The following is an 18,158-nucleotide window of genomic DNA, read 5'->3' on the forward strand; positions in this document are numbered from 1 at the left end:
CCTGAGTGACTTCGCGGAACTCCGCTTAAGGCAATTCATTGCCTCAGTTTATTATTTCTGTTGGTTTTTCACTTTCTGGAGACCAGTAACCCCCACTGCCATGATAGGTTTCAGCTCCCAGCACGAACGAGGTTCCGCAATGATTACATGCAAAATGGTAATCAACGATATCGCCCCAAATCATCTGTTCAGCACATTCAGAAAAGGTGTACTGATTCCAGTTATTGATGGTTGAAACTTCGGAAATGATCTCTTCTTTAACTGCGTTATGTGCAATACGTATTGCCAGGCTCAACTGACGAGGTTCCCGTATAACGTATTTAACACATAGATCCTGACAGAACTCACAACTCACTCTGTAAAACCTCCCTTTTATGTGAATGTTCAGGTGTAGAGCTATCGCAGGACACTGTTTTGCACTTGATATCCCACCTGAAGGGACAGTCGCTTTCACTTCATAAAGTTTAAATGTGTTCTTTAGTACTCATTGTATTCATTGTGAGGCAGAACGCCGGTCAATGATTTCTTTCACGTAATGCTCTATAACAATGTGATGTTCATGGCTTATCTGAGAAATGAATGTTTGCAGGAAATCGGGTGTGGAGTGAAGGGTGTTCGTGACCAGTTTATCGAAGTCTTTCTGGGTAAAGCGGTTATAGCCTTTTAGCGTCGAACGCTGGAGCAAGGTATGCGCAGTAATTTCGAGCACGGCACGTCTGTAATCATCGGAAAGCAGAATATCCAGATCGTGCCGGCTGATCTCAAAGGCAAATTCATAGCTGATAAAACCAGAATCGACAGGCAATGAGTAGGTCAGTTTACCTTCCTCCTGTGTCACATGAGGTTCGTATCCGTCACCCATGAGGCGAACTGATTGCATATTAATCTCCTGATCTTTCAGACCTGAGTTGTTACTTCAACAGTCTAAACCACCGATATCGATATTATTCCGCTTCTGACGACGAGCGCAAATACTCACAATATCAGATCGTTCGATAGCGGAAGTTCCCGGTTGTTCACCTGTTCACTAACGGCAAAACTGACAAAGTGGTATGCCTGTTACGGAGAGTCATGTCAACCGTGAGCAGTGAGCTAAAGTTTTCCAGGTGACTTTATGAGCCGGTCGCCTCTCCCCGCTATTTTCGAGACAAAAAATAGCAGAGAGGAAGTCGTCGCTTACACGTTCTGGAAAAAAGCATCAGGCGATGCTTCTGAAAGGTCTTTAGCGCCCAGCCCATACCTCCTGTTTTCTTGTCTGCCACGGATAGGTGCTTTTAAGCTGATCCGCCAGTGCCAGCAATAAATTCTCCTGATTAAATCCTGCACAGAACTGCATGCCAATCGGCAGATTATGGGAAGAAAGGAAGCCCAGAGAAACAGACATCGCGGGGGTTACGCACACGTTCGCCAGCGCAGTAAACGGTGACTGATTGAAAACGTGATGTTAGCGCATCGACTGGCTGCTTTGAGCGAAAAGCGGACATTGGCCATGTGCTAAAGAAGAAAATTGCGTGGTGTTAATTCCAGAATGGAACGAAATGCAGCGGTAAATGCAGCCGGACATGAGAAGCCCAGTTGGTAGGAGACCTGCTTAATTGAGATGCCATTGGCGAGGAGATCTAATGACGCACAAATTCTTGCTCTTTGCTTCCAGGTTCTGAAGCTGAAGCCCGTATCCTTAATAAACATTCGCGAGAAGGTGCGTTCAGACATATTGGCAATATGGGCCAGATCGCTTAGAGACGCTTCCCAGCGGTGACTGACCAGTAACTCTTTGGTTGCCCTGTTTAAGCGCTCATCATGCGGCATAGGTAGCTCCGCGGTCAAAGGCTTTGCCTCACTGAGAATTTCTAAAATTAACAGCGCCATTTTACGCTGGCTCGGTCCAGTGTAGTCGGCATTGAAAAGCCCGGCTATCAGCTCTTTCACCAGTGCGGTGGCTGTAATCACATGCACCTGGCGACTCTTCGTAAAATTCAGGCATTCTTCGATAAGACTGCTACTGAAATAAATAGCCCTTAAGTCGGTGTGGGATAGCAGGTTGTAGCTGTGAATCTGCAGAGGCGGTAGCCACAATGCCCGCTGAGGGGGTATCACCCAACGATTGCCCTCTGTTTCAACCAACATAACGCCCCTGGTAGCAAATAACAGCTGTCCTTCAATATGATGATGAGGAGGATCGGTCTCTCCGCGTTGATAGCTGATGGCGGTGCAAGACCATCCCGTCGCTTCATCATGTCTTGGCGCTTTATCTATGCTACCTGGCATTTCAAATTTAGTTCCTGCAGTTATCTTAGTTGGACTCACCCGATTCATAACATCCCGGCAGGGTGAAACTTGAAAAATTAAGGTTAACATAAGCATTACAGGAGCATCTTTAAATGCACGTTCATTTCATCATCCATGAAAGTTTTGAGGCTCCCGGCGCTTATGAGTCCTGGGCCATAGGCAAAGGTAATCACGTCACCTATTCACGAGTTTATGAAGGTGAGGCTCTACCGTCCAGCGTGGATGACATCGATTTTTTGATTGTTATGGGCGGTCCACAGGACCCGGCAACCACCCCTGAAGAGTGCCCGCATTTTGATGCAAAGGCTGAGCAGGCGGTCATCGCATCCGCTGTGCGCGCAGGTAAAGCCGTTATTGGCATCTGCCTGGGTTCCCAGCTCATTGGTGAGGCGCTCGGTGCTTCTTTTGCACACAGCCCGGAAAAAGAGATCGGCAAGTTTCCTGTCTCTCTGACGCAGGCAGGGCAACAGCATGAGCTGTTTTCACATTTCGGACACACGCTTGAGGTCGGTCACTGGCATAACGATATGCCTGGGCTGACGCCTGATGCCACGGTCATCGCCCACAGTGAAGGGTGCCCGCGTCAGATCGTCGCCTACAGCGATCTGGTGTTCGGTTTCCAGTGCCACATGGAGCTGACACCGGAAGTAGTCGAACTGCTTATTGCGCACTCCGAAAAGGATATGAGCCGGGGAGCTGAATACCGCTTTGTCCATACGCCTGCACAACTGCGTGCACATGATTACCGGGAGATGAACCAGGCTCTGTTCACATTCCTGGACAAACTGGCCGGGCGTTACAACCAGAGCCATCAATGATCGTCTTTTGCGCAGATTATCCTGCTCAAAAGAGGCAATTCTGAAACTAACAGTGCAGGTAACACTATGACTGAATCGCCAGCCGCCCTTCTGACGATAGCCGGCGCTATCCTGGTAGGCGCCATGAGTCCCGGATCAAGCTTCATCATGATAGTACGTACTGCCGTCGTCTCATCTCGCCTCAGTGCGCTCTCCGCCGCCGCAGGCATGGGCGTGGGATGCATGATTTTCTCAGTTATTGCGCTGGCCGGGCTGCACTCTCTGCTGGAGCTGGTTCCCTGGCTGTATGCCGTGCTTAAAACCGCCGGTGGGGTTTACCTTCTCTGGCTTGGCTGTGGCATGCTTTTCAGAACGGGCGACAGCCTGGATCTGAGCCTGGGAGGCGAAAACGCACACCGTCCGGGCCGCGCGTTTATTACCGGTATGGCGACTCAGCTCAGTAATCCGAATACAGCAATTGTATTTGGCAGTATTTTTGCTGCGCTGCTCAGTCAGCATATCTCGCCCTATCTTTATCTTTTGTTGCCCGGTATGGCGTTCTTCATTGATGCAGCCTGGTATGGCCTGGTGGCATGGCTGTTATCGGCTGAAAAGCCACGTCTCACCTATATGAAATACAAATCCCGGCTGGATAAAGCGAGTGGGCTGGTGATGGGGTATCTGGGGATCCGGCTCCTTCTGAGATGATCTCTGTCAGTGTTGACCTCTCCCTCTGTTCTTAAGTTAACTGTGAGCAAAATTACTTTGAAAGCCCTTTTACGCAATGTCAGTTTTATCGCTGGTTTCATGCTGGCATGTTACCTCCCCGCTGCCGTTGCTGCTGGCACGGTGGCGTGTTCATCTTCACAAAAACTGTCTGAATGCATTAAACAGGTCGCCGGTGGCGGCACGGTACTGCTCGGTAAAGGTACCTGGTTTCAGGCCAGCAGCCTGTTGCTGAGCAGCAATGTGGCACTTCAAGGCACGGGGCCGGGTACGGTTATCACCTGGAGTCCTGCGGTGAGGAGCACCATTAATGCGCCGCTGCTCTATACCACTGCCGCCAGCCACGTCACGATAAAGGATGTGAAACTGGTCGGCACTATTGACCAACGGGCTGACAGTCAGGATCTGAGGAATAATCAGATTGGTCTCTTTTTTAACTGCAGCGGAGACCCGACCGCCGATGAAAAAACCGGCTGTAATGATATTACTCTTCAGAACGTTGAGGTGGAGAACAGCAGCGATGGGATCCATATCAAAGGCGCCAGTCATGTCATGGCGACGGATCTGAAGTTGCATAACAATGGCAACACTGACAAGGACTATTTTCACAACATCTACCTTCGCCGCGTCGCAGATGTTCGTCTAATCCAGACCGGAAAAAACAGCGGAGGTTATTATGCCAGCCCACGCGGGCACGGCATTCGGGGTTCGCACCTGATCAACGTTTATATGAGCGATCTGGAGGTGCATGACAATGCCGATTACGGTATCCATATGGATACCGTCTTTAATGTCAGACTGCATAACATGCACGTTTATCACAATTGCCTCAGCGGTAAGCCTGCCTGCCAGCAGATACAATGCTTTGGCCCTCAGTGTGATGTTCATCTCAATGCGCCGGCTGAACCAGCGTCCATAATCTCCCAATAATTTTTGTCCGCTTTTGGCACAAAGCGAGCATTGATGGCAGTAGGAAGTATGAGAGTGCCATTGTCATACTGGACACAATCATAATTCTGTCCTGACTATGCAGATTGAAATCACTGGAAGAATCATGAATATCCAACTCACAAGCGTCACCCCGGACAGCCCTGGATTTACTGAGTTAAGATCGCAGAGCATGGCTGAAGGGTTTAACATGTTACGCCGACTGGAAGACAACTGGCTTAGCGGACATAACCGCTTTGACAGACCCGGAGAAAAACTAATTGGGGCTTCTGTAGATGGATTAATCATTGGCGTGTGTGGACTCAACATCGACCCGTTTACACTAAAAACTGGCATCGGACGTCTGCGACATCTCTATGTAGACTCAGGATGGAGAAAAAGGCAGGTTGGCAGCGCTCTGCTCAGTGAGACACTTAAGAATTCTGGCCACTGGTTTGATTTTATCAACACAAACGCTCCTCCATCGGCATTCACATTCTATGAACGAGCTGGCTTTGTTGCTTTGACTGGCATAGAAAAAGTCACGCACCATCTCTGTCTCAGAGACCCAGTGCGTTGATATAGTCACGTCCTGGATAGGCCGCATATTCTGTCCAGTGAACCGCTTTTCAGGAACGCCTGCCGGGATACAGCACTGACATAACCAAACCACTTTCAGGCAAATCAGAGCAATTACAGGTAAATCCGCGCCGCTCTGGACACACTGCGTTTCTGACCAGGCATGCAGAACGGCGGCTTAAACTTCTTCAGGAAATCAAAGGAACTGACTGGCAGCTTTGAGCGAAGAGCGGACATCAGGTTAGCCGGTATTATGGGTGCCGCCTGTAATTTTCCCGGACATACGTCTGTAGTTTTTAATGGTCGCACTGGAAAGGCTTGCTGCCGTATCTACGATGACAAAGCTGAAAGTGTTTTCAGTTATCAGGGGACTAAGATCTGTACAGGCAATAAGAAGAGCCTCCACATTAAGATTTGCCACTACAGACATTAAATTCATCCACTCTGCCTGTACACCGGAGTCATGAAAACCTTTCGTTTTAATCCGTCCAATTAGCGATGTGGTCATCTCACGAAGCAGAGGTGGATCAATAATCTCTTTGCCAGAAGCTTCTATCCGCGCCTGATAAAAACCCGCTTCCAGTGTAGGTTCCGTAGCCAGTACAGCAATCCTGGTTGCCTCTGCAGGCAGTGACTCAAGTGCAATGTCTGCGATATGCAGAAGTGGGATACCGGAGCTCACCGCCTTCATTTCGGCAAAGTAGCAGTGCGCAAGATTACAGGGAACAGCTATCAGACTCACTTTGGCCCTGACGAGTTCGGTAATACCCTGCTGCAGGGTTGCGATCATCGCATTATCATCAACTTTCTTGCCAGGCCAGAAAGGTGTCGGCAACGAGATAATATGCATTTTAGGAAAATCCATATCATATTTCGCTCCGTACCCGATGTGACACTCTGTCACCAGCATATCAACGAAGGGGGCTGTGGAGCGGGGTCCCATTCCTGCAAGCACACCTATAGAAACAGTCATTGTCAGTGCCTCCTTTTAAGATCTTCTTTCCGCTTAACAAATTATAGCTAAGTTGCCTGCAAAATTACTGACGAACGGAATGAACATGCGGGAGGTCACTCAGAAAGGTGCAGGTGAACTGCCGCAATTGATCAACATATCATGATGCGGAGAGAGCAGGCTTCAGGCACAAAGCGGACCTACGCTCCGGAAGGTCCGCTATGAGCGAGGAGCAGACGTTTCACTTATGGCAACTGAATGTTCTAATACGTTAAACATAACTTCACTGTTGCGGATCATTGCTCATAAGCTTATAAAATCAGAAACCTATATGGAAATGAAGGCACTATGAATATTTCAATCAGAAAGTTACTGCCGCTAGAATGGGATCATGCTTACAGTCTGATTTCACAGCTACGGAACATTTCCAAAGAAAAATTTATCGAAAGCGTCAGAATTCAGACGTTGAACGGTTATGAACTTGTTGGCGCATTTGGCAATGAAAAAATGCTTGGCTTGATGGGTTTCCGTCCCGTTCATACTCTGGCCAGAGGATCACATCTCCATATTGATGATTTGATCGTAGATGAGGCTTTAAGAAGCACAGGGATAGGGAAAAAATTGCTGGATTTTGCCACCACTGAATCAGAAAGCAGGGATATGAACTTCGTGTTCCTTGATGCCCGACAGCAGGCGATACCGTTTTATGAACGGAATGGCTTTGTGGCTCACACATCACCTTCAATGAAAAAGCCTCTCCGATAAAACCAGATAGCCTGTTCATAGGTGGGGGTGCGGACATTATAACTTTGCATCTACACCCTTTAGCAACATAAAAACATGAAGTTAAGGAAGTTTTTTGCACATAAAAACACTCAACGGATCTGTTGCATAAGGTGGGAATGAATTGCATATCTCATAACCGCATCTACGATAAAGTGCTATAGCCGCTTGCTGGTGAATCCCTGTTTCAAGCTGCAATAGGCTCAAATTCTTTTCTGAAGCAATCGTCTCGATTGCGCTGACTATCTGTTCTCCGAGCTTCCTACGCCGATATTCCGGTCGAATATAAACCCGCTTAATCTCAGCTGAGCCATTTTCATGAAATAGCAAAGCACCACAACCTGCAGGTAAGCCACCTTCATCACGTACGATAATGCACCGGAGCTGCTCATCAGTAACTGTTGAAAGATCCAGGCAGTGATTACTTTCTGCAGGATATAGTGCGTTCTGAAAGGCATCGAGTTCGCTTACCAGCCACAGTAGGTCAGAATCACTTTTATCTACTTCTGAAATGCTGAACATTCGCTATCCTGGATTCAGTTTTAACTACTGAATCTAACATAATGTTCCATGTATGACGGCCTTCAGTATTTTACATAGGAGTGCATGTGAAACATCCGCCTCTGGCACAAAGCGGACTGACGGCAGCCCAGGGTCCGCTATGAGCGAGAAGCATAAGTCGCTGCTGCGTGAGCCGGAATAGAGCTTTGGTGGTGCGGCGGGCGAGAAGAACAGTCCGCATTCCAAAAGCTTTCTCGATGGCGTCAAAAAGTTCTTCGACGATTTGACTCGCTAAGCGGAAACGCTGCGGTAAACATAAAAAGCTCCTGCTGTGCAGGGGCTTTTTTTATTGCTGTACTATTCAGCAAAACGTATCCGTTAGGCGTACTTAAAAATCTTTCTCAAGTTTCCGCTTTCGTTGTCGATAACCTGATTGCTGGCTGAGTGATGATTTCACTCAGCATTTTTTTTCATTTCAGGCGATAAGGATATTTATGAACAAGCTTTGTGTTGCGGCGTTGTTGGCTCTGAGTTTAACCGGCTGTGCGCAGCAGACTTTCGTAATGAAACAGAATCAAGTTGGCGCGGCGACGAAAACCACCAGCCAGCCGTTCTTTGTTTCAGGTATCGGTCAGCGTAAGAGCATTGATGCGGCGCAGGTGTGCGGCGGCCAGGAAAAAGTTAACCGGGTTGAAGTGCAGCAGACGTTTGTTAATGGCTTACTGAGCGTGGTGACATTTGGTATCTACACGCCACGTGAAGCGCGCGTTTATTGCGCCATCTGATAATGCCTCAGGCCGGTTCGCCGGCCTAATCCTGCGCCTGTTATTAAATCGCATTAGTATATTGTAACTATTAAATTCTGCTCTCGCACCGCTGCGCGGCTCGCCTGCTGACGACGATATCCGAAACGAGTTCAGGCAACGTCGTCCAGCCTGGTAAAAGCAGTGGTAAACTGTTGATGCGTGTCAGGCCGCTTTGAGCGAGTAACGGACATTGCTAAAAGCGTTTTGTAAGAATTGACAGGGAGCAGGTAAGTCGCCTTCATCACTTATACGCATAAAAAGATCAAGCCTAAGGCATGCATCTGCGCGGGCATCCAGATGCGGTTTTCTCACCTCCTCCAGCTAACTCCTCCACACGCCGACTTCAATAATGACGTCGCGTAGCCCCGCACCGGTTAAATCTGACGATAGAGAAAGTAATGTTTTCACTGATGATTTGTCCTAAAATCATGATCATTGAGTAAAAACGATGGCTGCAATCAGACTCATAGCATCATAAGCCGTGAAACAGTCAATCTGCATTTCAATTATTTCTACAAAATGAGGTCAAATTGAGGCCTTTAAGACAAGCTGCTACGGAGTGACTGGCATGAGTGAGTTAGTGACAATGGCTTTGAGGGTCCCACCTGATGACGAATAAACAGGGTGTTTTGATTGTTAACCTTGGAACACCAAAAGAACCAACGCCTGTTGCGGTAAAGAAATTTTTATCTAAATTTCTGCATGACTACAGAGTGGTCGACTTACCAAGAATCATTTGGTGCCCCATTTTACATGGCGTGATTATCCCATTACGTGCAAGGCGAGTGGCGAAATTATACTCTTCGATTTGGATGGAGGAAGGCTCCCCTCTCATGGTTTACAGCGTCAGGCAAGCCCGTGCGCTTGAAGAAGTGACAGGTATGCCCGTCGAGCTGGGGATGAGTTATGGCGAGCCCAGTATAGGTAGTGCAATTGACAGGCTACTGGAAAAAGGCGTCGATAAAATTATCGTCATTCCTTTGTATCCCCAGTTTTCATCTTCGACCGTTTCTTCTGTTTGGGATAGCGTGAGCCGTCACCTGCAGATAATGAAGAACCGGTATACACCCTCCATAAATTTCATCAATGACTATGCCGATCACCCTGCCTACATTGAAGCGTTAAGAGCATCCGTTCAGGCATCTTTCGAAGCTAACGGCGTTCCAGATGCATTGTTAATTTCATATCATGGTATACCGGTAAGGTTTGTCAAAGAAGGGGACCGATACCAGGAAAGATGTGAGTTAACGACAAAATTACTCATTGAAGCAATCAATATGCCGTCACTGAAAATATTGATGACGTTCCAGTCAAGATTCGGCAGAGAGCCATGGTTAACGCCTTTTACTGATGAGACAATTAAAAATCTACCGAATGAAGGAATAAAAAGCCTGCAGGTAATCAGCCCGGGGTTTGCATCAGACTGTTTAGAAACGCTTGAGGAGCTTGATGAGCAGAACAGGGAGATTTTTATGCATGCGGGTGGTACATCGTTTACTTACATACCGGCGCTTAATGATAAACCGATTCATATCGAGATGCTGCGACAACTTGTGAACCTTAATCGTTTTCAGGGATGATTTTCACACTCTTGTGAGCGGATGTTGCAGGTGTCAACATTCATAGTGAAACCAGGCGTGGGCCCTCCCGGACATGTATGTGATACGTGCCGGGGCGGCGTTATAGGGGCCGCCTGGAAAACCAGCCACTCCAGCTGCAAGCAACTGCCTTGTACGTGGGTATGAGTCGGAGATTATTCGTGGACAAGTCAGCTATGAGCGAGGAGCGGACGTTTAGTATTTACGGGTACGCCTGCGCTGGCGCACCCGGTTACACTCAGGGCTTCCAGCGGCGCAGAGAGGTATGGTCTTCATACGGCAGCTTTGAAGGTAAAGAAATTAGTTCAATGACGCTACCCCACGGCGTGCGGCCGTAACAGAAAAAGTTATTCTCTCCCACCTCAGTTGGAAACATCAGGGGCTGAGGAGAAGTAAACATTTTCCCGCCAGCCTGCTCGAACAGGCTGATAGCCTCGCTGATGTCATCAACGTAAACAGCAAAATGCTGCAGGCCATAATCGCTGGGTCGCACGGGCTGACTTTGCTCTGGCCCCTTCATTTCAAAAAGTTCCAGTCCCGGGCCGTGCTTCAGCTTCATCATTCTGACCGTGGTAATTTTCGTTCCCGGGAACAGGTTCAGAATATTTTCCGTTTCTTCGCCTTTTACGTCGTCGTCTGAAGGCGAGACGGAGTCATAAATAACTTCTGCACCAAAGGCGTCAGAAAAGAAGCGGGTAGCCTCATCAATATCAGAAACGGTAATGCCGACGTGGTCCATACCGCGAATAACGTTGGTAGACATAGTTTTCTCTCTGTGGTTGTTCAGATGTGAGTAATGTTATTAATCAGCCCTGGCGGGCCGCCATTGTCGCGAGCGCACTAAGCTGAGCCGAAATATGGTCACGGGTGTCCGCATCCGTTATGCGGCCGGATTTCGGATCAAGCCGGGATGAGGCCTGTCCAATCATGACCTCTGGCTTGTTAAGCACTCTGCCGTCAAGAAAGACCAGAATCTGACGCAGGTGATACTGCGCCCTTGCACCACCTATGGCACCGGGTGACGCAGTGATTATGGCGACGGGCTTACCGGCGACAGGGGTATCCGGAAGACGTGAAAGCCAGTCCAGCGCATTTTTCAGGGCACCCGGCACAGAATAGTTATATTCAGGTGTGACAATGATCAGGCCGTCTGCTGCCGCTATCGCTTGTCCCATTTCAACAACCGATTCAGGAAACCCCTGAGCCTGCAGGTCAGCGTCGTAATGCGGTATTTCCCCGACAGAGCTGAGCGCGCTGACATCCACGCCTGCCGGCGCCAGCAGGCTAAGATTGCGGGCTACGACGGCGTTAAAAGAATCCGTACGAAGACTGCCCAGCAGTGAGACAAATTTCAAAGGTCTTGTCTGTGACATGACTGCTCCCCGTGTTTTTAATATGGATACGCCGACAGATGCCGGCACTTTGTTTTCGAACTGACTTAAGCCTGGTATAGAATTACACATCGATAAACACGCTATGAGTCGCCAGAGAGTCAACTTTATGTCTACCGGGTTTACAGCCGAATCCTTGCGAGGAATCACGACTTTTGTCACAACGGCCAGGTCCAGCAGCTTTACTGAAGCTGCGGAGCAATTGGGCATTACAAAATCTGCCGTCGGAAAAAGCGTGGCGCGGCTTGAGGAGAGGCTGGGAACGCGTCTGTTTCACCGCTCAACCCGTAAGCTAAGCCTGACCAGTGACGGAGAGGCCTATCTCACCAGTTGCCTCTCTGCGCTGGAAATTCTGGACTCGGCTGAAAATACGCTCAGCCGGCGGCAGGACAATCCTGCCGGAACGGTGCGTATAGACATGCCAGCATCATTCGGACGCAATCTGATGATGCCGGTGCTGCTAGAAGTGATGAATATTTATCCAGCCCTGCGTCTGGTGTTGACCTTTAACGATCGTCTGATTGATCCGGTTGAGGAGGGCGTTGACCTGGTACTGCGCCTGGGCGAACTGCAGAGTACCGATGAGCTGATTGCGCGTCGTCTGAGCCGGCAGCGCCTCATGCTCTGCGCATCTCCCGCTTATGTTGAGCGGCATGGTCAGCCTTTTGATGTCGATGCGCTAAAAAAACACTGCTGCATTATGGGGTACCGGCGGGGGGCGCCGCTTGCCTGGCGACTGCGACCAGCCGGGGAGCGGGAAATAAAGTTTATCTCGGCCTCGGCACACCAGATAAGCGACGGAGACGCCATGCTTCAGGCCTGCCTGGCAGGAGCAGGTATTGCCCAGTTTCCTGAATCGATGGTGAACAGCCATATTGATGAGGGCAGGCTTGTTGCTGTTATGCCCGATCATATGCCCGTACCCGTCGGGCTGAACGTTGTCTGGCCCCGGACAAGGCATCTGATCCCCAAGGTCAGGCTTATTGTCGATGAACTGCTGAGTAAGGCCGAAAAAGGATACTTTGGCACGCTTAGGTAGAATTTTTGTCACCACTCAGGCGATTTCAGGGCTGTTTATCAACTCTAAGCAAGCTTATATCCTGTCTGTCCTGCTGCCATCACCGTGTCATGTGCCGGTTTTTTAAACGAAAGCCGGCACGTGTTATGCGCAGCTCAGACAAAAAAATAGGTTAACTGACAGGATATTTGTTATGCCACTTGCTCTCTGGGCGCTGGCGATTGGTGCATTCGGTATCGGTACGACTGAATTCATCATTGCCGGCCTGCTTCCCGTTATTGCCGCTGATTTCAACGTTACTATTCCCGTGGCCGGAAATCTGGCAACGGCTTATGCGCTGGGTGTTTTTGTCGGCGCGCCGGCCCTGATTATTCTGGGCTCAAAAGTGCCCCGAAAAGCCATGCTGGTTTTCCTGATGCTGCTGTTTGTGGCGGGTAACCTCGTTACGGCCTTTGCGCCCACGCTGGGCATTGCCATTCTGGGCAGGATCATCACGTCTCTGACTCACGGCGCCTTCTTTGGTATTGGTTCGATCATTGCTGCCGATATGGTTGCGCCGTCTAAGCGGGTAAGGGCGATTGCATTCATGTTCATGGGACTGACCGTAGCAAATCTTATTGGTGTTCCCGTCGGTACCTGGATCGGGCAGCATCTTTCCTGGCGGGATGCTTTTATGGTTATTGCCGCAATTGGAGTTGTTACGGTTATCAGCGTCGGTATGCTTATCCCGCATCAGCCCCGTCCGGAGAACCATAATTTCGCACACGAGTTTAATGCCTTCCGCAACGTCAATGTTCTGCTGGCGATGGGCATAACGGTCTTTGGGCCGGGTGCATTTTTTACCTCCATTACCTATATCGCACCCATGATGATCGAGCTGGCCGGATACAGCGAAAGCAGCCTGGCATGGCTGATGCTGCTGTTCGGTCTGGGGCTATTTGTCGGTAATCAACTGGGCGGCAGATATGCCGATCGCGCGCTGATGCCGATGCTTTACGTCACCCTGGCCGCTCAGGCCGTAGTCCTGCTGGTATTTAACTTTACTGCCCACAGCCAGGTCATGTCAGCGGTCTGTATTTTTCTGATGGCTGCGTTTGGATTTGCGACCGTGTCCCCCATCCAGAAACTGGTGATGGACAAAGCGCGGGCGGCAGGGGCTCCGACGCTGGCTGCAGCCGTTAACATAGGCCTCTTCAATCTCGGTAATGCCCTGGGTGCATGGCTGGGAGGGGCAGTTATAGCGGCCGGCTTTGGTCTTCAGTCGCCTGACTGGGCAGGCGCGATACTCTCGGTTATAGCGCTGATACTGGCAGTTATATCCGGACTGACTGACAAAACCGGGCATAGCGCTGCTATGCGTTCTGCTTCTCACAGTGAGTAACGTCCGCTTCTGGCACAGAGCGGGCATCTGGCAGTCTTCGCGTAGAGACTCGATACTGAGGACGTCTGGGAGGTAATGAAAAATTCAATAGCTGAATGCGCGCCGCACTTTACCAGACAGCAGGAAAAAGAGATGCGGGCGCTTATCCGGAGTACGCCCGCACTGTTCGCACGGCAGCTTGAGATATTTGAAAGTCTGGTTTCTGAGGCCACGGACTTTTATGTACTGCATCTTGCTGAAACACTGAGCAGGAACAACGTAATTGCTGCGATTCGATCCTGTTTTGCCTGTCTTCAGGCTGTCCAGGGGGAAGAGCACTGAAATAGCTTCAGGGAAAGCTTTTATCACCCTGATGGCGTACTCCTGACCATGTCCCGATAACCAGATGAATCAGGAACAGAGTCAGAAAAAATGAGCCACTGAAGCCCGATTCTATCGACATGACGTAACGCATCTGTTGGTGAGTTACGCCATGCCTGTAACCCATGTAAAACTATGCTTTCCTCTTACTCTCGTGCTTTGCCAGTTGCCGGCTAAACTCGTCAGCTGACCAGCCTTGTTGTAACGCTTCAAGCAACAGATGCTGTTGCGTTTTGGGCACCAGACCACCCAGCGGAGGATCGGTATCAAGATTAGTCGGGAAGGAGTAGCCTTCGCCGCTCGCCGCCACAACGGCCTGTCGCTGCTCATCGCTTAATGGCTTACTCAGCAGAGTAGAATAGATTGCCTCCATCACCTTGACATGATTCACTTTTTCCATGGTTTTGCCAAAGGCGGATGAGACCTGTAGCAAATTAGCAGTGCGTACATGGTCCTGCGTAACGTTATTTCCCGCGGCATGGAACAGCGCCGGATTGAAAAATAATCCGTCGCCTTTTTTCAGTGGTAACTGAATGGCATGCTGCTGGAAAAATTCAATAAAACGCGAATCGCGCCAGGCCAGATAGCCCTCTGCATATTGTTGCGACCAGGGTAACAGCTGGGTCGGCCCTGATTCTATCGGCATATCGCTGTGCGCGACCGCACCCTGAAGCGTCAGGTATTGCGACAGAATATGCAGCGGCAGCGGGAAGCGGGCGACGACATCATTAAGCTGAAAGCCAAGGTGGTAATCCCGATGCGGCTGTTGCGCTTTGCCGCCGGGACGAACCTGATTTACCTGCGCCGTAATTTCATAGCCGGGGCCAACCCAGGCTTCGCAAATTAGCGCCAGCAAAGGGTTGCTGTAGTATGCAACGAAGACATCGGCATCACGCTCCGCTACTTTTTGCAGCGCATTCCAGATACGCCCATTACTTCCGGCTTTGGCAAAGTGGTCGCCACCACCGCCGTTTTCCGCTTCGCTGGCGAGAATATCCTCAAACACCTTATTGCTGCTGTCTATAGCGGAAACGTCGCTGTATAAGCCCTGAACCACGAACACTCCTGGTCCGCCAGACAATGCGTGATGCAGTTCACCCAGCAGGGACTGACGATCGGTTTTGGCTGCTGCCATCAGATCGTCATGATGATAGATAAGCACATTTTTATCGACGGAATGCACCAATGGGAAATCGTCTTTGCGCAGCGTCTGCGAGCAAAGCGTAGCAAACTTATCGAGAGAAATATGACTGTCATTTATATAGATGCTGTTCATGTTTTTACCTCAAAGAGTCAGAGCATGTGATGGCTGAAAACCACCGTTGTCACCGCAACCAACCACACTTTGATCAAAATCGATCACCGCGCCTGTCATCATTCCCGACTCCCCGGAAAGGAGAAACGCTACGGCCCGTGCGACTTCAGTTGACTTCAGCAGACGGCCAAAAGGTTGCGCCTGCTCAGCTTTGGTCAGCCAGTTTTCTTCAGCATTATGATAGTGCCGCTGGATGTCGTGCTCATGAGGCGTGTCCATCCAGCCAATGTTCAGACCGTTCACCCTGATACGATTGCGCATGGCGCTGAAAGCCACGTTTTTAGTGAGCGTAACCAGTGCGCCTTTCGATGCGGCGTATGCGGTCAGGAAGCTCTGACCGCCATGGGAGGTCATGGTAATGATATTGACAATGCTGCCTTCAACGCCTTTGGCAATCATCATCTTGATTGCCGCCTGCATCAGAAAGAAAGGGGCACGGATGTTGACCGCCATAATGGCGTCAAATAGTTCCGGGGAAGTGTCGAGGATAGTGCCTCGGTCGGACATGCCTGCACAGTTCACCAGTCCATGCAGGGTGCCAAACGCCGATTCTGCTACCTCCACCACTTTCATGCAGGCTTCTGGCGAGCTGATATCCGCTTCAACAAATATCACCTCGCACCCGGGGTGGCTGAGGGTTTCCGCCTGTTCACGTCCGGCTATCGCATTACGTCCGCAAATCACGATGCCCCGCGCCCCACGCTCTGACAGCAGACGGGCAACGGCTGCGCCCAGCCCCTGGGTTCCGCCGGTAACGACGAACACTTTATGGTTAAAACTGCCGCTTTCATTCAGGTCCATTTGTTGTCCTTTCTTAGTCAGGAGAGGTAAGGTCTGCCCGCTTGCTAACACTGACCTTAGCAATTACATTCGGTTAACAATATGTCCACATAACCTTAAAGAGACCTCAATTTATGGTCAGGTCATTCTCCATCAAACAAATCGCGGCCCAGTCCGGCGTCAGTAAAGCCACTGTCGACAGAGAATTGCACCAGCGAGGCAGCGTAAGTCCTCGTACTGCCCGGCGCATTGCCCAGGCAATCCAGGATCTGGAATTACAACAACGCGCCAGCCTTGCCAGCGGACGCACGTTGCCCATTGACCTGGTGATGCACACGCCGGAACGCTTCAGTTCACTGACTGTGGCGGCGCTGCTCAGTCAGATTAAAAGCTTTGCACCTTTCCGGCTGACACTGCGCTGCCACATCTTTGAAGAGGTCACACTAGAAGAGTTGCAACGCGAGCTGCGTCGCTGCAGTAATGACAGCTATGGCGTATTGCTCAAAGCCAGCGATCATCAGTTGCTCGAGGGAACTATCGCAGAGCTGGCGGAGCTTAACGTTCCGGTGGTCACACTGGTTACAGACCTGCCGGACAGCAGGCGTATCTGCTATGTGGGAATGGATAATGTCGGTGCGGGGCGAACGGCAGCATGGCTCCTTTCCCGATGGCTTTTGAGGACGGCACAAACAGTCGCGATAGTGATCAGCAGTACGGATTTTCGTGGAGAAGAACAGCGCATGGCAGGCTTCATACAGGCGCTTAATCAGCGTGCGCCGTATCTGAAGACCATAACCGTCAGTGAAGGATATGGTATCGATTCACTGACTTTTACGCAGATGTGCAAGGCGCTGGAACAGGACTCTTCTATCAAGTCTGTTTACAGCGTGGGCGGGGGAAACAGCGCGATTCTACGGGCTTTTACAGCAATGCAACGGCAGATAGAAGCCTTTATTGGTCACGACCTGGATGAAGAGAACCGCGCTCTGCTGACTGCTGAAAAAATAGATGCGGTGATTGATCATGATCTGAAGGAAGACGCGAGGTCAGCATTTAGCGCGATTCTGCGTTTTCATGGTTTTTTGCCAGAAACAGAGGATGAAGCGGCATTATCACGCGTAATTGTTGTAACCCCTTACAACATCTGACTTATATCTCCATTAAAGTCATCCGAGCCCTGAGAGGTGTACGAGTTAAAAGTTAAATTACTGATGCCCTGGATTATTGACTCCCTCCCCCAATAATCAACGTAGTTAAGGATGAACAACGTCCGCTTCTGGCCCTGAACAGACGTCGATGAGTTACAGGCGCTGCCAGATGGAGCGGAAAGAAACAGTTTACTGGTAATCCCGTCATTGACAGTGAGATGGTAAAACACCTCACTTAAAGAGCAGCAAGAATGGCGGATTCCATTTTCTCCGGGGTGGTGGTCGGGGCAAAGCGTTTGATCGGTTTTCCGTCGCGCCCGATCAGGAACTTAGTGAAGTTCCACTTAATACGACCACCCAGCACGCCGGGTAATTCATCTTTCAGGTAACGGAAAAGCGGGTGCGTTGAGGTGCCATTGACCTCAACTTTCCCGAACATCGGAAAACTCACACCATAGTTGATGTGGCATGTCTGCGCGATTTCTTCGGCACCGCCGGGTTCCTGCTTTCCGAACTGGTTGCAGGGAAAACCCAGCACCACCAGCCCCTGCGCGGCGTACTTTTTATAGAGCGATTCAAGACCTGCGTATTGTGGCGTGAATCCACAATGGCTGGCGGTATTAACCACCAGAACTACCTTGTCAGCGTAGTCGGTCATCGGGATAAGCTGGCCATTCAGACTGGTGGCAGTGAGTTGATAAAAGTGAGACATGTCGCAATCCTCAGAGCAAAAACCGTGTGACGTTAACATTACCACAGAGTGCATAACGACAGCGGGGTCTGGGAAGCAGATGCTTAGTTAGCAAG

General features: G+C 50.0%; 20 protein-coding genes and 1 pseudogene. 11 read left to right on the top strand and 10 right to left on the bottom strand.

The window, feature by feature from the left end; translation table 11 throughout:
* Nucleotides 1-43: 43 nt before the first annotated feature.
* The 3 genes from NR201_RS07515 to NR201_RS07525 all read right to left on the bottom strand — a co-directional run bounded on the left by NR201_RS07515 (nt 44) and on the right by NR201_RS07525 (nt 2,268).
* Entirely contained in the window at nt 44-295 is a 252-nt protein-coding gene (locus NR201_RS07515; protein ID WP_010670662.1) for a hypothetical protein, read from the bottom strand.
* Between the two features lie 198 nt (nt 296-493).
* Nucleotides 494-880, bottom strand: coding sequence for a hypothetical protein (locus NR201_RS07520; RefSeq protein ID WP_256849592.1), 387 nt, complete (start codon nt 878-880; stop codon nt 494-496).
* Nucleotides 881-1,494: 614 nt separating this feature from the next.
* Nucleotides 1,495-2,268, bottom strand: a complete 774-nt coding sequence (locus NR201_RS07525) for a helix-turn-helix transcriptional regulator (protein WP_256844106.1) — start codon at nt 2,266-2,268, stop codon at nt 1,495-1,497.
* A gap of 113 nt (nt 2,269-2,381) precedes the next feature.
* Between NR201_RS07525 and NR201_RS07530 the strand changes: the two genes are divergently transcribed.
* The 4 genes from NR201_RS07530 to NR201_RS07545 all read left to right on the top strand — a co-directional run bounded on the left by NR201_RS07530 (nt 2,382) and on the right by NR201_RS07545 (nt 5,319).
* Nucleotides 2,382-3,107 carry a type 1 glutamine amidotransferase gene (locus NR201_RS07530; protein ID WP_256844024.1) on the top strand — a complete coding sequence of 242 codons (726 nt, stop codon included), beginning with the start codon at nt 2,382-2,384 and terminating at the stop codon, nt 3,105-3,107.
* 123 nt (nt 3,108-3,230) lie between these two features.
* Complete coding sequence (locus NR201_RS07535) at nt 3,231-3,794, top strand: LysE family translocator (protein WP_306281287.1); 564 nt, start codon at nt 3,231-3,233, stop codon at nt 3,792-3,794.
* A gap of 9 nt (nt 3,795-3,803) precedes the next feature.
* Entirely contained in the window at nt 3,804-4,742 is a 939-nt protein-coding gene (locus tag NR201_RS07540; RefSeq protein ID WP_256849593.1) for a right-handed parallel beta-helix repeat-containing protein, read from the top strand.
* A gap of 124 nt (nt 4,743-4,866) precedes the next feature.
* Nucleotides 4,867-5,319 carry a GNAT family N-acetyltransferase gene (locus NR201_RS07545; RefSeq protein ID WP_033786820.1) on the top strand — a complete coding sequence of 151 codons (453 nt, stop codon included), beginning with the start codon at nt 4,867-4,869 and terminating at the stop codon, nt 5,317-5,319.
* 240 nt (nt 5,320-5,559) lie between these two features.
* On the opposite strand, the gene NR201_RS07550 is transcribed toward NR201_RS07545, so the two are convergent.
* On the bottom strand, nt 5,560-6,291 hold the full coding sequence (locus NR201_RS07550; RefSeq protein WP_256849594.1) for an aspartate/glutamate racemase family protein: 732 nt from the start codon (nt 6,289-6,291) through the stop codon (nt 5,560-5,562).
* 327 nt (nt 6,292-6,618) lie between these two features.
* Here NR201_RS07550 and NR201_RS07555 point away from each other — a divergent pair, with 327 nt between their 5' ends.
* A complete protein-coding gene (locus NR201_RS07555; RefSeq protein WP_033786822.1) occupies nt 6,619-7,035 on the top strand; it encodes a GNAT family N-acetyltransferase in 417 nt (138 codons plus the stop codon).
* A gap of 81 nt (nt 7,036-7,116) precedes the next feature.
* Here the strand turns inward: NR201_RS07555 and NR201_RS07560 are convergent, their stop codons facing one another.
* Nucleotides 7,117-7,575: a GNAT family N-acetyltransferase gene (locus NR201_RS07560; protein WP_071998026.1), complete on the bottom strand. Its 459-nt coding sequence runs from the start codon at nt 7,573-7,575 to the stop codon at nt 7,117-7,119.
* Between the two features lie 139 nt (nt 7,576-7,714).
* On the opposite strand from NR201_RS07560, the pseudogene NR201_RS07565 reads away from it, so the two are divergent.
* From NR201_RS07565 to hemH, 3 genes and pseudogenes are all read left to right on the top strand, one after another.
* Nucleotides 7,715-7,849: pseudogene (locus NR201_RS07565) on the top strand (molecular chaperone DnaJ); the annotation flags it as partial.
* Between the two features lie 199 nt (nt 7,850-8,048).
* Entirely contained in the window at nt 8,049-8,339 is a 291-nt protein-coding gene (locus NR201_RS07570) for a Bor family protein (RefSeq protein ID WP_010259114.1), read from the top strand.
* A 629-nt stretch (nt 8,340-8,968) separates the two neighbouring features.
* Nucleotides 8,969-9,940: a ferrochelatase gene (hemH, locus tag NR201_RS07575; protein ID WP_052271242.1), complete on the top strand. Its 972-nt coding sequence runs from the start codon at nt 8,969-8,971 to the stop codon at nt 9,938-9,940.
* Nucleotides 9,941-10,196: 256 nt separating this feature from the next.
* Here the strand turns inward: hemH and NR201_RS07580 are convergent, their stop codons facing one another.
* Both NR201_RS07580 and NR201_RS07585 read right to left on the bottom strand, forming a co-directional pair.
* On the bottom strand, nt 10,197-10,721 hold the full coding sequence (locus NR201_RS07580; RefSeq protein ID WP_022624666.1) for a VOC family protein: 525 nt from the start codon (nt 10,719-10,721) through the stop codon (nt 10,197-10,199).
* Between the two features lie 43 nt (nt 10,722-10,764).
* Nucleotides 10,765-11,331: an NADPH-dependent FMN reductase gene (locus NR201_RS07585; protein WP_033786824.1), complete on the bottom strand. Its 567-nt coding sequence runs from the start codon at nt 11,329-11,331 to the stop codon at nt 10,765-10,767.
* A 127-nt stretch (nt 11,332-11,458) separates the two neighbouring features.
* Between NR201_RS07585 and NR201_RS07590 the strand changes: the two genes are divergently transcribed.
* Together NR201_RS07590 and NR201_RS07595 are read left to right on the top strand one after the other, a co-directional pair.
* Nucleotides 11,459-12,388, top strand: coding sequence for a LysR family transcriptional regulator (locus NR201_RS07590; protein WP_256844029.1), 930 nt, complete (start codon nt 11,459-11,461; stop codon nt 12,386-12,388).
* 172 nt (nt 12,389-12,560) lie between these two features.
* Nucleotides 12,561-13,748 carry an MFS transporter gene (locus tag NR201_RS07595; protein ID WP_256844030.1) on the top strand — a complete coding sequence of 396 codons (1,188 nt, stop codon included), beginning with the start codon at nt 12,561-12,563 and terminating at the stop codon, nt 13,746-13,748.
* A 493-nt stretch (nt 13,749-14,241) separates the two neighbouring features.
* On the opposite strand, the gene NR201_RS07600 is transcribed toward NR201_RS07595, so the two are convergent.
* Nucleotides 14,242-15,384 carry a phytanoyl-CoA dioxygenase family protein gene (locus NR201_RS07600; RefSeq protein ID WP_256844031.1) on the bottom strand — a complete coding sequence of 381 codons (1,143 nt, stop codon included), beginning with the start codon at nt 15,382-15,384 and terminating at the stop codon, nt 14,242-14,244.
* Nucleotides 15,385-15,393: 9 nt separating this feature from the next.
* Nucleotides 15,394-16,224, bottom strand: a complete 831-nt coding sequence (locus NR201_RS07605; RefSeq protein ID WP_089415224.1) for an SDR family oxidoreductase — start codon at nt 16,222-16,224, stop codon at nt 15,394-15,396.
* 113 nt (nt 16,225-16,337) lie between these two features.
* On the opposite strand from NR201_RS07605, the gene NR201_RS07610 reads away from it, so the two are divergent.
* Nucleotides 16,338-17,351 carry a LacI family DNA-binding transcriptional regulator gene (locus NR201_RS07610; protein ID WP_045140186.1) on the top strand — a complete coding sequence of 338 codons (1,014 nt, stop codon included), beginning with the start codon at nt 16,338-16,340 and terminating at the stop codon, nt 17,349-17,351.
* A 235-nt stretch (nt 17,352-17,586) separates the two neighbouring features.
* Here the strand turns inward: NR201_RS07610 and NR201_RS07615 are convergent, their stop codons facing one another.
* Entirely contained in the window at nt 17,587-18,063 is a 477-nt protein-coding gene (locus NR201_RS07615) for a glutathione peroxidase (protein WP_256844032.1), read from the bottom strand.
* Nucleotides 18,064-18,158: the final 95 nt, after the last annotated feature.

Origin of the sequence: Pantoea sp. Fr-CA_6 (assembly GCF_024520895.1) — a bacterium.
In the GTDB taxonomy this organism is placed as follows: domain Bacteria; phylum Pseudomonadota; class Gammaproteobacteria; order Enterobacterales; family Enterobacteriaceae; genus Pantoea; species Pantoea agglomerans.